This window comes from Streptomyces sp. NPDC058008 (assembly GCF_042886395.1).
In the GTDB taxonomy this organism is placed as follows: Bacteria; Actinomycetota; Actinomycetes; order Streptomycetales; family Streptomycetaceae; genus Streptomyces.
Genome location: NZ_JBHVQX010000009.1, coordinates 173,520 through 186,835, shown reverse-complemented (window position 1 = coordinate 186,835; position 13,316 = coordinate 173,520). Strand labels below are relative to the sequence as shown.

Sequence of the window (13,316 nt, the reverse complement as noted above, 5' to 3'; positions counted from 1 at the left end):
TCGGTGCATGTCGTACTCGCCGGCGGGGGGACCGCCGGGCACATCGAGCCCGCGCTTGCCCTCGCAGACGCCCTGCGGAGGCAGGACCCGACCGTGGGAATCACTGCCCTCGGCACGGAGCGCGGACTCGAGACCAGGCTCGTACCCGAGCGGGGGTACGAGCTGGCACTGATCCCCGCCGTACCGCTGCCGCGCAAGCCCACACCCGAGCTGATCACCGTCCCCGGACGGCTGCGCGGCACGATCAAGGCCGCCGAGCAGATCCTGGAGCGCACCAAGGCGGACTGCGTGGTCGGCTTCGGCGGCTACGTCGCCCTGCCCGGCTATCTGGCGGCCAAGCGGGCCGGGGTGCCGATCGTCGTCCACGAGGCCAACGCCAGGCCGGGACTGGCCAACAAGATCGGTTCGCGCTACGCCCACGGGGTCGCCGTCTCCACCCCTGACAGCAAGCTGCGCGGCGCCCGCTACATCGGCATCCCGCTGCGCCGGACCATCGCCACCCTCGACCGGGCCCGGGTCCGCCCGGAGGCGCGTGCCGCGTTCGGTCTCGACCCCAACCTGCCGACCCTCCTGGTCTCCGGCGGCTCGCAGGGCGCCCGCCACCTCAACGAGGTGGTCACACGGATCGCGCCGCTGCTCCAGCGGTCCGGGATCCAGATCCTCCATGTGGTCGGTCCGAAGAACGAATTGCCGCGTATCGACAACATGCCCGGGATGCCGCCCTACATCCCGGTACCGTACGTGGACCGGATGGACCTCGCGTACGCCGCGGCCGACATGATGCTCTGCCGCGCGGGCGCGATGACCGTCGCCGAACTCTCCGCCGTCGGGCTGCCCGCCGCCTACGTCCCGCTGCCGATCGGCAACGGCGAACAGCGGCTCAACGCCCAGCCGGTGGTCAACGCCGGCGGTGGTCTGCTGGTGGACGACGCGGCCCTCACCACGGAGTGGGTGCAGAGCAACGTCCTTCCGGTGCTGTCCGATCCGCACCGGCTGTACGAGATGTCCCGGGCCGCCGCGGAGTTCGGGCGGCGGGACGCCGACGACCTGCTCGTCGGCATGGTGTACGAGGCGATTGCCGCACGCCGCCAGGCGTGAGGCGGGGCGGACCCGGGGCGTGCGCCCCGGGTCCGGCGAAGGAGCGAGCGTGGCCGGACCGACGACCGCCCAGCGCGGCGAGGCCGAGCGGGCCGACACCCCGGCCCGCCCGCCCCACATCAGCCCCGAGGGGCGCCGGCTGACCGGCCGGACACGGCTGGTCCTGGCCGCGGCCGGTCTCGTGCTGACCGCCGCGGCCACCGTCTGGGTCCTCTACGGATCGTCCTGGCTCCGGCTGGAGCGGGTGGCGGTCAGCGGCACCGACGTCCTGACCAGGAGTGAGGTCGAGGACGCCGCGGCGGCCCCCGTGGGCGCTCCGCTGGCCTCCGTGGACACCGGGGCCATCGCGTCCCGGTTGCGCCAGAAGCTGCCTCGTATCGACTCCGTGGATGTCGTACGGTCATGGCCGCACGGTGTCAGCCTTAGAGTGACCGAGCGGAAGCCGGTCCTGCTGGTCGCCAAGGGAGCGAAGTTCGTCGAAGTGGACGCGAAGGGCGTACGGTTCGCGACCGTGGACGAAGCGCCCCCGCACGTGCCGCTCCTTGAGCTGGCCCCCGAGCGGTCGGCGAGCCTGCGCCGCTTCGGCGGTGACCGTCTGCTCCGGGAGGCGGTCCGCGTCGCGGGAGACCTCCCGGGGAAGGTGGCCGGGGAGACGAAGACCGTACGGGTCACCTCGTACGACTCCGCCGTCCTCGAACTGACCCGGGGCCGCACGGTGATGTGGGGCAGTGGTGAGGAGGGACCCGTGAAGGCGCGGGTGCTCACCGCTCTCATGAAAGCGTCCCCCAAAGCGGGACACTTCGACGTGAGCGCGCCCACCGCCCCTGCGGTGTCGAAGAGTTGACGCACGTTTGGCCTGGCCAGCCCCCTGGTTGGTCAGCGCTACGGGTGATCACATAGGGTGAAAAGAAAAACGGGAGGTTCGGCGTGTTCGTTGAACGTGCGCCACTTGTCGACTTAGTGTCCTGTTCGGAAGAGTCCAAGAAGCAGACACACTGGTAACCCTAAACTTCAACGTTAGGGTTTGGGTCGGCACCCGGACCGACCCAATCGGCATCCGTCGTCGCGGCGGGACTACCGCGAAGCGACGACACGTAACTCGAGGCGAGAGGCCTTCGACGTGGCAGCACCGCAGAACTACCTCGCAGTCATCAAGGTCATCGGTGTCGGCGGCGGTGGTGTCAATGCCATCAACCGAATGATCGAGGTCGGTCTCAAGGGCGTCGAGTTCATCGCGATCAACACCGATGCGCAAGCACTGTTGATGAGCGACGCCGACGTCAAGCTCGACGTCGGCCGTGAACTCACCCGCGGCCTCGGCGCCGGGGCGAACCCGGCCGTCGGTCGTAAGGCGGCAGAGGACCACCGTGAGGAGATCGAGGAGGTCCTCAAGGGGGCCGACATGGTCTTCGTCACCGCCGGAGAGGGCGGCGGCACCGGCACCGGCGGGGCACCCGTCGTCGCCAACATCGCGCGCTCGCTGGGCGCCCTGACGATCGGTGTGGTCACCCGCCCGTTCACCTTCGAGGGCCGGCGGCGCGCGAACCAGGCGGAGGACGGCATCGCCGAGCTCCGCGAAGAGGTCGACACCCTCATCGTCATCCCCAACGACCGGCTGCTGTCCATCTCGGACCGCCAGGTCAGCGTGCTCGACGCGTTCAAGTCGGCCGACCAGGTGCTGCTCTCGGGTGTCCAGGGCATCACCGACCTCATCACGACCCCGGGTCTGATCAACCTCGACTTCGCCGACGTCAAGTCGGTCATGTCCGAGGCCGGATCGGCGCTCATGGGCATCGGCTCCGCCCGCGGCGACGACCGCGCGGTGGCCGCCGCGGAGATGGCGATCTCCTCGCCGCTCCTGGAGGCGTCCATCGACGGCGCCCGCGGTGTCCTGCTCTCCATCTCCGGCGGCAGCGACCTCGGTCTCTTCGAGATCAACGAGGCCGCCCAGCTGGTGAGCGAGGCGGCCCACCCGGAGGCGAACATCATCTTCGGCGCGGTCATCGACGACGCGCTGGGCGACGAGGTACGGGTCACCGTCATCGCCGCGGGCTTCGACGGCGGACAGCCGCCGGCCCGCCGCGAGAACGTCCTCGGGTCGAGCGCCGGGAAGCGCGAGGAGGCGGCCCCGCCGGCCCGCACCTCCGAGCCGGCGCGCCAGACCGGCGGGCTGGGCTCCGTGCCTCCGCGCGAGGAGCCCCAGACGCCGGCCGAGCCGGCCCCGGTGGCGAGCGAGTCCTCGCTGCCGCAGGTCACCCCGCCGCACGTGCCGACGGCTCGTCCCTACCAGGACACCCAGGCCGAAGAGCTGGACGTACCGGACTTCTTGAAGTGATAGATCCGCAAGCCGCGGCGCGAGCCGCGGAGTCTTCGGGCGGCGCCCATTTCGCCTTCACCGACAGGTGGGGCGGAGTGAGCGCCGTTCCGTACGAGGAGCTCAACCTCGGCGGCGCGGTCGGCGACGACCCCGCCGCCGTCCGTACGAACCGTGCGCGCGCCGCCCGTTCCCTCGGTCTCGACCCGGACCTGGTGGTCTGGATGAACCAGGTGCACGGGCGCGACGTGGCCGTGGTCGACGCCCCCTGGGGCGCGGCCCCCGCCTCGGAGGTACCCGCCGTGGACGCGGTGGTCACGGCCCGGCGCGGACTGCCGCTCGCGGTGCTCACCGCCGACTGCACGCCCGTGCTCCTCGCCGATCCGGCGGCCGGTGTCGTCGCGGCGGCGCACGCCGGGCGCCCCGGCCTGGTCGCCGGCGTCGTCCCGGCCGTGGTCGAGGCGATGACCGCTCTCGGCGCCGCACCGTCCCGGATCGTGGCGCACACCGGACCGGCGGTCTGCGGACGGTGTTACGAGGTTCCGGAGGGGATGCGCGCGGACGTCGCCGCGGTCGTCCCGTCGGCCTGGTCGGAGACCAGCTGGGGAACGCCCGCGGTCGACGTCACGGCCGGGGTCCACGCCCAGCTCGACGAACTCGGCGTCCGTGACCGGCACAGCTCGCCGTACTGCACCCTGGAATCCGGTGACCACTTCTCGTACCGCCGGGACCGCACGACGGGACGGCTCGCCGGATATGTCTGGTTGGACTGATAGGGCATGACGGATCGCAGGACTCAACTCGCGGCGAACCTGGCACAGGTGGAGGAGCGCATTGCCTCCGCCTGCGCCGCGGCCGGCCGCGCGCGGGAGGAGGTGACCCTCGTCGTGGTCACCAAGACCTACCCCGCGAGCGACGTGCGCATTCTGCACGAACTGGGTGTGCGGCAGGTCGCGGAGAACCGTGACCAGGACGCGGCACCGAAGGCCGAGGCGTGTGCGGATCTGTCGCTCACATGGCACTTTGTCGGACAGTTGCAGACCAACAAGGTCCGCTCCGTGGCCGGTTATGCCGATGTGGTGCAGTCGGTGGACCGGGTGAAACTCGTCACCGCGCTCTCGGCGGCGGCGGTCCGGCGCGGGCGTGAACTCGGCTGCCTCGTCCAGGTCGCCCTCGACGCGGAGAGCGGCGGACGGGGCGACCGGGGCGGTGTCGCGCCGGACGCGATCGAGGAGTTGGCCGCCGCGGTCGAAGCGGCGGAGGGGCTCAGGCTCGACGGCCTGATGACGGTCGCCCCGCTCGCCGGCCCCTACGCGGGGCGCCAACGCGACGCGTTCGACCGCCTGATGGAATTCTCATCCCGCCTGCGCGGGAACCATCCGACTGCGAACATGGTCTCTGCCGGGATGAGCGCGGATCTCGAGGACGCCGTGGCGGCCGGGGCGACACATGTACGCGTCGGTACGGCGGTGCTCGGAGTCCGACCCCGGCTCGGGTAACGTCGCGAAGCAAGTCGGACCACAGCAGAAAATATGGTCATTCCCGCTTCGGGCGGGATGGCCGGAGTGGATCTCGGGCACTTGGTGACACGAATGCCGATCCACCACAGAGCGGAGGACTCGGAGCATGGCCGGCGCGATGCGCAAGATGGCGGTCTACCTCGGCCTCGTGGAGGACGATGGGTACGACGGTCCGGGGTTCGACCCCGACGACGAATTCGAACCCGAGCCGGAGCCGGAGCGCGACCGGCGCCGGCACCAGCCCGCGCATCCGGTGGAGCGGGAAAGGGACGAACCGGTGCGATCGGTGCAGCCACCCGCACCGCGGGAACCGGTTCAGCTCCCGGCGGAAAGCGGACGACCCGCCCGAATCGCCCCCGTGGCATCCATCACACCTGACCGCCCGAACATGGAGAAGAACGCGCCGGTGATCATGCCCAAGGTCGTGTCCGAGCGGGAGCCCTACCGGATCACCACGCTGCACCCCAGGACCTACAACGAGGCCCGTACCATCGGGGAACACTTCCGTGAGGGCACTCCGGTGATCATGAATCTCACGGAGATGGACGACACCGATGCGAAGCGACTTGTCGACTTTGCCGCGGGACTCGTCTTCGGTCTCCATGGCAGCATTGAGCGTGTGACGCAGAAGGTGTTCCTGTTGTCGCCTGCTAACGTCGATGTCACGGCGGAGGACAAGGCCCGCATCGCAGAGGGCGGGTTCTTCAACCAGAGCTGAGAACACCGGGAACAAACCCGGCCGGGAGGCCGGGGGCAACGTGAGCCAGGGGAGAGGGAAGCGCGGGACATGGGCATCGCACTGGATGTGGTCTATATCGCGCTGATGTGTTTCCTCATCGTGCTGATCTTCCGGCTGGTCATGGACTACGTCTTCCAGTTCGCACGTTCATGGCAGCCAGGCAAGGCGATGGTGGTCGTTCTCGAGGGCATCTACACTGTCACCGATCCACCGCTGAAGCTTCTGCGGCGGTTCATACCGCCGTTGCGTCTCGGGGGCGTGGCACTTGACCTGTCCTTCTTCGTTCTGATGATCATCGTCTACATTCTGCTCAACATCGTGGGCAAGCTTGCGAGCAGCGTGTGAACGATACGGTCTTGCCGACTGCCGACGACTACGTAGAGGTGAAGAAGAGATGCCGCTGACCCCCGAGGACGTGCGGAACAAGCAGTTCACGACCGTCCGCCTCCGAGAAGGCTATGACGAGGACGAGGTCGATGCCTTCCTCGACGAGGTCGAATCGGAACTGACGCGTCTGCTGCGTGAGAACGAGGATCTTCGCGCCAAGCTGGCCGCCGCCACGCGTGCGGCCGCGCAGAACCAGCAGCAGCAGCAGCAACAGGGCATGCGTAAACCGCCGGAGCAGCAGGACCGGCCGGGCGCTCCGGTGCCCGCCGCCATATCTGGTCCGCCGGTCCAGCAGCAGCAGCCCCCGCAGATGGGTCCCCCCCAGCTGCCCGGTGGTGCTCCTCAGCTGCCCGCCGGCCCCAGCGGCCATGGTCCCGGTCCTCAGGGCGGCCACGGTCCCGGTCCGCAGGGCCCGCACGGCCCCGGCCCGATGCAGGGCGGTCCCATGGGTGGCCCGATGGGCGGTCCCATGGGTGGTCACGCTCCGCAGCAGCAGATGCAGCAGCAGATGCAGCAGCAGCAACAGCAGCAGATGCAGCAGCCCGGTCAGGGCCCCGGTGGCGACAGCGCCGCCCGTGTCCTCTCCCTCGCCCAGCAGACCGCCGACCAGGCGATCGCGGAGGCCCGTTCCGAGGCCAACAAGATCGTCGGTGAGGCGCGCAGCCGTGCCGAGGGCCTCGAGCGCGACGCCCGTGCCAAGGCGGACGCCCTGGAGCGGGACGCGCAGGAGAAGCACCGCGTGGCGATGGGCTCGCTGGAGTCGGCCCGCGCGACGCTGGAGCGCAAGGTCGAGGACCTGCGCGGCTTCGAGCGCGAGTACCGGACGCGTCTGAAGTCCTACCTGGAGAGCCAGCTGCGCCAGCTGGAGACCCAGGCCGACGACTCGCTGGCTCCGCCGCGGACCCCCGCCGCCGCCTCGCTGCCGCCGTCGCCCTCGCTGGCTCCGGCCGGTGCGGGTGCGATGGGGCACACCATGGGCAGCAGCCACGGCGGTCACGGCAGCCAGCAGATGGGCGCCGGCAACCAGTCCATGGGCGGCGGCCCGTCGTACGGCGGTGGCCAGCAGCAGATGTCACCCGCGATGACGCAGCCGATGGCGCCGGTCCGGCCGCAGGCGCCGCAGCCGATGCAGCAGGCTCCTTCGCCGATGCGCGGGTTCCTCATCGACGAGGACGACAACTGAGCGGCGCGCGCTCGCTGAGCGCGTAGCCGTCGGCAGGCTGAGGGCCGGGCCCCGGGGTTTTCCCCGGGGCCCGGCCCTTTTGCGTGCGGCGTACCCCGTCCGCCGCCCGCCGCACGACCGGGGGCTCCGCCCCGGAAGCCCGGCTCCTCGAACGCCGCGGGGGCTGGTGAGCGAGGAGGGGAAGGCGGGAGCGGGGCTTCGGCGGGGAGCGGGAGCCGCGGCCCCGTGTGCGCACGCGAAACGGCCCGTCCATCCGGTCGGATGGACGGGCCGCTCGGGTGGTGCGGGTCAGTGCTCCGTCTTGCGGAGGCGGAACGTGAGGCCCAGGCCCTCGTCCTCGAAGGCGGTGCCGTAGGTGTCGTCCGCCTCGCCCTGCGCGTAGTCCAGGGCCAGGACCTCGTCCGCGACCAGGGTCGCGTGCGCGGTCAGGGCCTCGGCCGTCGCGGGCGACGTCGACGTCCAGCGGACCGCGATCCGGTCCGCCACGTCCAGGCCGCTGTTCTTGCGCGCCTCCTGGATCAGCCGGATCGCGTCACGCGCCAGTCCGGCGGCGCGCAGCTCCGGGGTGATCTCCAGGTCCAGGGCGACCGTCGCCCCCGAGTCGGAGGCCACCGACCAGCCCTCGCGCGGGGTCTCCGTGATGATGACCTCGTCGGGTGCCAGGGTGACCTGCTCGCCGTCGACCTCCACGGAGGCCGTGCCCTCGCGCAGTGCCAGGCCGAGCGCCGCGGCGTCCGCGTTCGCGACGGCCTTGGCCACCGCCTGGACGCCCTTGCCGAAACGCTTGCCCAGCGCGCGGAAGTTCGCCTTCGCCGTGGTGTCGACCAGCGAGCCGCCGACCTCCGAGAGGGAGGCCAGGGAGGAGACGTTCAGCTCCTCCGTGATCTGGGCGCGCAGCTCGGGCGTGAGCGAGTCGAAGCCCGAGGCCGCGACGAGGGCCCGCGAGAGCGGCTGCCGGGTCTTGACCCCCGACTCGGCGCGCGTGGCCCGGCCCAGCTCCACGAGACGGCGCACCAGCGCCATGTGGGAGGACAGCTCGGGATCGACGGATGACGGGTCGGCCTTCGGCCAGTCGGACAGGTGCACCGATTCCGGGGCGTCCGGGGTGACCGGGACGATCAGGTCCTGCCAGACACGCTCCGTGATGAACGGGGTCAGCGGGGCCATCAGCCGCGTGACGGTCTCCACGACCTCGTGCAGTGTGCGCAGCGCCGCCTTGTCGCCCTGCCAGAAGCGGCGGCGGGAGCGGCGGACGTACCAGTTGGAGAGGTCGTCGACGAACGCGGAGAGCAGCTTGCCGGCGCGCTGGGTGTCGTACCCCTCCAGGGCCTTGGTGACCTCCTCGACCAGGGTGCCGAGCTCGCTGAGCAGCCAGCGGTCCAGGACCGTGCGGTCGGCGGGGGCCGGATCGGCCGCGGACGGGGCCCAGGCCGACGTACGGGCGTACAGGGCCTGGAAGGCGACCGTGTTCCAGTAGGTGAGGAGCGTCTTGCGGACGACCTCCTGGATCGTGCCGTGGCCCACCCGGCGGGCCGCCCACGGGGATCCGCCCGCCGCCATGAACCAGCGGACCGCGTCGGCGCCGTGCTGGTCCATCAGCGGGATCGGGTCGAGGGTGTTGCCCAGGTGCTTGGACATCTTGCGGCCGTCCTCGGCGAGGATGTGGCCGAGGCAGACGACGTTCTCGTAACTGGACTCGTCGAAGACCAGGGTGCCGACCGCCATCAGCGTGTAGAACCAGCCGCGGGTCTGGTCGATGGCCTCGGAGATGAACTGCGCCGGGTAGCGGCTCTCGAAGATCTCCTTGTTCTTGTAGGGGTAGCCCCACTGCGCGAACGGCATCGAACCCGAGTCGTACCAGGCGTCGATGACCTCCGGGACGCGGTACGCCTCCAGCTGGCAGTTCTCGTGCGAGCAGGTGAAGGTGATCTCGTCGATGAACGGGCGGTGCGGGTCGAGGTCCGTCTGGTCGCGGCCGGTGAGCGTGGAGAGCTCGGCGCGGGAGCCGACACAGGTCAGGTGGTCGTCCTCGCAGCGCCAGATGGGCAGCGGGGTGCCCCAGTAGCGGTTGCGGGACAGTGCCCAGTCGACGTTGTTGTTCAGCCAGTCCCCGAAGCGGCCGTTCTTGACGGACTCCGGGTACCAGTTGGTCTTCTCGTTCTCCTGGAGCAGACGGTCCTTGATCGCGGTCGTACGGATGTACCAGGACGGCTGCGCGTAGTACAGCAGGGCCGTGTGGCAGCGCCAGCAGTGCGGGTAGCTGTGCTCGTAGGGGACGTGGCGGAAGAGCTTGCCGCGCGCGGCCAGGTCCTCGGTGAGCGCCTCGTCGGCCTTCTTGAAGAAGACGCCGCCGACCAGCGGGAGTTCCTCCTCGAAGGTCCCGTCGGGACGCACGGGGTTGACGACCGGAAGGCCGTACGAGCGGCAGACCAGGAGGTCGTCGGCGCCGAACGCGGGGGACTGGTGGACCAGACCCGTGCCGTCCTCGGTCGTGACGTACTCGGCGTTGACGACGAAGTGCGCCTCGCTCGGGAACTCGACGAGCTGGAAGGGGCGTTCGTAGGTCCAGCGCTCCATCTCGCGGCCGGTGAAGGACTCACCGGTCAGCTCCCAGCCCTCGCCGAGGGCCTTCTCGACCAGCGGGCGGGCCACGACCAGCTTCTCCGTGCCGTCCGTCGCGACGACGTAGTCGACGTCGGGGTGCGCGGCGACGGCGGTGTTGGACACCAGGGTCCAGGGGGTCGTCGTCCAGACGAGCAGCGCGGCCTCGCCGGCCAGCGGTCCGCTCGTCAGGGGGAAGCGCACGAAGACCGAGGGGTCGACGACCGTCTCGTAGCCCTGGGCCAGCTCGTGGTCGGAGAGGCCCGTGCCGCAGCGCGGGCACCAGGGGGCGACGCGGTGGTCCTGGACCAGCAGGTCCTTGTCGAAGATCCGCTTCAGCGACCACCACACGGAGTCGACGTACTCCGGGTCCATCGTGCGGTAGGCGTCGTCGAGGTCCACCCAGTAGCCCATGCGGGTCGTGAGCTCGGAGAACGCGTCGGTGTGCCGGGTCACGGACTCGCGGCACTTCGCGTTGAACTCGGCGATGCCGTACGCCTCGATGTCCTTCTTGCCGCTGAAGCCCAGCTCCTTCTCCACCGCGAGCTCGACCGGCAGGCCGTGGCAGTCCCAGCCGGCCTTCCGGCCGACGTGGTAGCCCTGCATGGTCCGGAAGCGCGGGAAGACGTCCTTGAAGACGCGGGCCTCGATGTGGTGGGCCCCGGGCATGCCGTTGGCGGTGGGCGGGCCCTCGTAGAAGACCCACTCGGGGCGGCCCTCGGACTGTTCGAGGCTCTTGTCGAAGACCTTGCCGTCGCGCCAGAAGTCGAGCACGGCGTGCTCGAGGGCGGGCAGGTCGACCTGGGCGGGTACCTGGCGGTACTGCGGCGATGTCATGTGCGGGCTTCCTCCGGCGGACGTCTTCCACTTCCGTCGGAGGGACGAGAGCCGGATCAGCTCCCGCGGTACCACCCTCCTTGGCCCCGGGCGTGCGCCCGTGGCCCCCTCATTGGGGTCGCGATGCCGGGTCTAGTGGCCTCGTACCGGTGGGCTGCGCCCATGGTCCGAGGTGTTCTTCCGGCGGCTCCGGGGTGATCTTCACGGCGCGCTCGCCCCCGGGCTCCCACCGTCCCCGGGTCGCTCCTGGCTGCGTACGACGCTACTCGTCCCGTCCCTGCCTCTCGCTGCGGCCAGTGTACGGGCCCGCACGGGCGGCGGCCGACCGGTTTATCCGCGAGGCGGGGCTTGACCCGAATGGCCACACGGGGCGGACGGAGTCCCGGAGAGCGCGCGGCGACGGATTACGGCGCGGGGAGCTGGGCACAACCGTTGCAGGCGCGCTGATCCCCGGCCGCGGGGAGGGGCGTACCGGCGGCGTGCCCCGTTGCCGCGGGGCTGGGGTCGATTTATCGTCCCAGCACGATTCGCGTGCAAGATCACAATATGTGAAGGGGCCGCGGCCATGGTGGCGAAGAAGACCGCCGGATCGAGAACGGCGTCCGCGAGATCCACGGCCCCGGCTGCCGAGGAGGAGAACGGGAGCACGGGCGGGGAGGCCGGTCCGGAGAAGCCGGTCAGGAAGACGGCGAAGAAGGCGGCAGCGGGGAAGACGACCGCCGCTGCCAGGAAGACGGCCAGGGCGAAGAAGACGGCGGCACGTCCGCCGGAGCCGGAACCGGCCGGTCAGGACCCGGCGCACCACGGGCCGGCGAAAAAGAGCACGGCGAAGAAGAGCACGGCCAGGAAGAGCGCAGCCAAGAAGGCGTCGGAGAAGGCCACGGGGGCGGCTCAGGCCGCCGAGCAGACAGGAGCCCACACGGTGGTAGCCAAGAAGAGCGCGGCCCGGACCACGGGTGCAGGAGAGGGCACCGCGACGGCGACGGCGCCGGCGGACCTGGCGGTCAGGCCGGGGGAGGACCCCTGGACCCCGGAGGAGGTCGACGAGGCGCGGACCGGGCTGACCGCGGAGGTCCTGCGGCTGCGCACCGAGCTGGAGGCGTCGGGCGCGGCGCTGGCCGGTCTGATGCGGGACTCCGGGGACGGAGCGGGCGACGACGACGCGGACACCGGCACGAAGAACATCACCCGTGAGCACGAGCTGTCCCTCGCGGCCCACGCGCAGGAGACCCTGGAGCAGACCGAACGCGCCCTCGCCCGGCTCGACGCGGGGACCTACGGGCTCTGCGAGGTCTGCGGCAAGCCGATCGGCAAGGCGCGGATGCAGGCCTTCCCCCGGGCCACGCTCTGCGTGGAGGACAAGCAGAAGCAGGAGCGGCGCGGCTAGGCGCCGTCTCCCGCCCGGCGGCGTACCCGCTCAGGGCCCGCTCCGGCGGGACCTGAGCGGCGGCTGGGGCCGGTGTTCCGCTCGGCGGCGTGTCCGGTCCGGGCCGTGCGGCTCCGGTCGTGGCCCGCTCCGGTGCCGCACCGCTCCGGTCCCGGCCCGTGCGGCTCCGGTCGTACGGGGACCTGCTGTGTGGCGGCTGGGGCCGGTGTTCCGCTCGGCGGTGTGTCCGGTCCCGGTCCGTGCGGCTCCCGTCCCGGCCCGCGCCGTGTCCGGTCCCGGTCCGTGCGGCTCCGGTCCCGGCCCGCGCCGCTCGGGTTCCGCGCCGCTCCGGGCCCGTGCGGCTCCGGGCCCGTGCGGCTCCGGTCGTGGCCCGCTCCGGTCCCGTGCCGCTCCGGTCCCGTACCGCGCCGCTCCCGTACCGCTCCGCTCCGGCGGGGTCCGCTGCCGGGCCGGAGCGGCGCTTCATCCGTCGGCCGGGACCGGTTCCGGCCCGGCACGGACGCCCCGCCGGGCCGTGCCGCGGGAGTCCCGCCGCCGCCGGGGCTCTCCGGCACCTGAGGCCCCTGATCACCCGGGTGTGTCGTACCCTCGTCCTCAGTCAGGTACCTAGGGTTGAGGGACTCACGTGGCAGAGGCGGAGCGCATCATCGGTACGCCGGACATCCCCGATGCCGAGGGGGCCGACGGGGCTGGACCCCAGCAGCCGTCCGAGGACCCGTCCCCGGCCGGGGACGACACCGGCGGCGGCCGGCGCCGGAAGAAGGTCCTGGTACTCCTCGTGGTGGCGGTCCTCGCCTACCTGCTGGACCTGGTCAGCAAGATGATCGTGGTCGCGAAGCTGGAGCACCAGGAGCCCATCGAGATCTTCGGCGACTGGCTCAGGTTCGACGCGATCCGCAACGCGGGCGCCGCCTTCGGGATCGGTGAGGCGTTCACCGTCATCTTCACGGCCATCGCGGCCGTCGTGATCGTCGTGATCGTCCGGCTCGCCCGCAAGCTCTACAGCCTGCCCTGGGCCATCGCCCTGGGACTGCTGCTCGGCGGAGCGCTCGGCAACCTCACCGACCGCATCTTCCGTGCGCCGGGCGTGTTCAAGGGCGCGGTCGTCGACTTCATCGCCCCGGCGCACTTCGCCGTCTTCAACCTCGCCGACTCCGCGATCGTGTGCGGCGGAATCCTCATCGTGATCCTCTCCTTCAAGGGCCTGGACCCCGACGGCACCGTGCACAAGGACTAGTGGGCGCAAGGCA

The 13,316-nt window shown here is 71.1% G+C and carries 11 protein-coding genes; 10 read left to right on the top strand and 1 reads right to left on the bottom strand.

Going from position 1 to position 13,316, the window contains the following annotated elements; genetic code table 11:
• Positions 1 to 3 precede the first annotated feature (3 nt).
• From murG to ACFVS9_RS11880, 8 genes are all read left to right on the top strand, one after another.
• On the top strand, positions 4 to 1,098 hold the full coding sequence (gene murG, locus ACFVS9_RS11915) for an undecaprenyldiphospho-muramoylpentapeptide beta-N-acetylglucosaminyltransferase (RefSeq protein ID WP_383116047.1): 1,095 nt from the start codon (positions 4 to 6) through the stop codon (positions 1,096 to 1,098).
• A gap of 49 nt (positions 1,099 to 1,147) precedes the next feature.
• Positions 1,148 to 1,942: a cell division protein FtsQ/DivIB gene (locus ACFVS9_RS11910; protein ID WP_383116046.1), complete on the top strand. Its 795-nt coding sequence runs from the start codon at positions 1,148 to 1,150 to the stop codon at positions 1,940 to 1,942.
• A 276-nt stretch (positions 1,943 to 2,218) separates the two neighbouring features.
• Positions 2,219 to 3,433 (top strand): cell division protein FtsZ, encoded by a 1,215-nt coding sequence (gene ftsZ / locus ACFVS9_RS11905; protein ID WP_383116045.1) that lies wholly within the window; start codon positions 2,219 to 2,221, stop codon positions 3,431 to 3,433.
• Positions 3,430 to 4,185, top strand: coding sequence for a peptidoglycan editing factor PgeF (pgeF, locus tag ACFVS9_RS11900; RefSeq protein ID WP_383116044.1), 756 nt, complete (start codon positions 3,430 to 3,432; stop codon positions 4,183 to 4,185). Before ftsZ ends, pgeF begins: the two co-directional genes overlap by 4 nt.
• A gap of 6 nt (positions 4,186 to 4,191) precedes the next feature.
• Entirely contained in the window at positions 4,192 to 4,911 is a 720-nt protein-coding gene (locus ACFVS9_RS11895; RefSeq protein WP_383116043.1) for a YggS family pyridoxal phosphate-dependent enzyme, read from the top strand.
• Positions 4,912 to 5,038: 127 nt separating this feature from the next.
• Positions 5,039 to 5,650 (top strand): cell division protein SepF, encoded by a 612-nt coding sequence (locus ACFVS9_RS11890; RefSeq protein WP_031098945.1) that lies wholly within the window; start codon positions 5,039 to 5,041, stop codon positions 5,648 to 5,650.
• A gap of 69 nt (positions 5,651 to 5,719) precedes the next feature.
• The gene (locus ACFVS9_RS11885; protein WP_383116042.1) at positions 5,720 to 6,016 is read left to right on the top strand and encodes a YggT family protein; all 297 of its coding nucleotides are present in this window, start codon (positions 5,720 to 5,722) and stop codon (positions 6,014 to 6,016) included.
• A 49-nt stretch (positions 6,017 to 6,065) separates the two neighbouring features.
• On the top strand, positions 6,066 to 7,241 hold the full coding sequence (locus tag ACFVS9_RS11880; protein WP_389931638.1) for a DivIVA domain-containing protein: 1,176 nt from the start codon (positions 6,066 to 6,068) through the stop codon (positions 7,239 to 7,241).
• Between the two features lie 288 nt (positions 7,242 to 7,529).
• On the opposite strand, the gene ileS is transcribed toward ACFVS9_RS11880, so the two are convergent.
• Positions 7,530 to 10,679 carry an isoleucine--tRNA ligase gene (ileS, locus tag ACFVS9_RS11875; protein ID WP_383118606.1) on the bottom strand — a complete coding sequence of 1,050 codons (3,150 nt, stop codon included), beginning with the start codon at positions 10,677 to 10,679 and terminating at the stop codon, positions 7,530 to 7,532.
• Positions 10,680 to 11,244: 565 nt separating this feature from the next.
• Here ileS and ACFVS9_RS11870 point away from each other — a divergent pair.
• Complete coding sequence (locus tag ACFVS9_RS11870) at positions 11,245 to 12,066, top strand: TraR/DksA C4-type zinc finger protein (protein ID WP_383118607.1); 822 nt, start codon at positions 11,245 to 11,247, stop codon at positions 12,064 to 12,066.
• Between the two features lie 625 nt (positions 12,067 to 12,691).
• The gene (gene lspA, locus ACFVS9_RS11865) at positions 12,692 to 13,303 is read left to right on the top strand and encodes a signal peptidase II (RefSeq protein WP_389931636.1); all 612 of its coding nucleotides are present in this window, start codon (positions 12,692 to 12,694) and stop codon (positions 13,301 to 13,303) included.
• The last annotated feature ends 13 nt before the right edge of the window (positions 13,304 to 13,316 follow it).

Bases quoted from the DNA above. Each gene is read 5' to 3' on its own strand.
- ACFVS9_RS11870 (WP_383118607.1), top strand. From the start codon at position 11,245: ATGGTGGCGAAGAAGACCGCCGGATCGAGAACGGCGTCCGCGAGATCC.
- ACFVS9_RS11885 (WP_383116042.1), top strand. From the start codon at position 5,720: ATGGGCATCGCACTGGATGTGGTCTATATCGCGCTGATGTGTTTCCTC.
- ACFVS9_RS11880 (WP_389931638.1), top strand. From the start codon at position 6,066: ATGCCGCTGACCCCCGAGGACGTGCGGAACAAGCAGTTCACGACCGTC.
- ACFVS9_RS11895 (WP_383116043.1), top strand. From the start codon at position 4,192: ATGACGGATCGCAGGACTCAACTCGCGGCGAACCTGGCACAGGTGGAG.
- ACFVS9_RS11890 (WP_031098945.1), top strand. From the start codon at position 5,039: ATGGCCGGCGCGATGCGCAAGATGGCGGTCTACCTCGGCCTCGTGGAG.
- ileS (WP_383118606.1), bottom strand. From the start codon at position 10,679: ATGACATCGCCGCAGTACCGCCAGGTACCCGCCCAGGTCGACCTGCCC.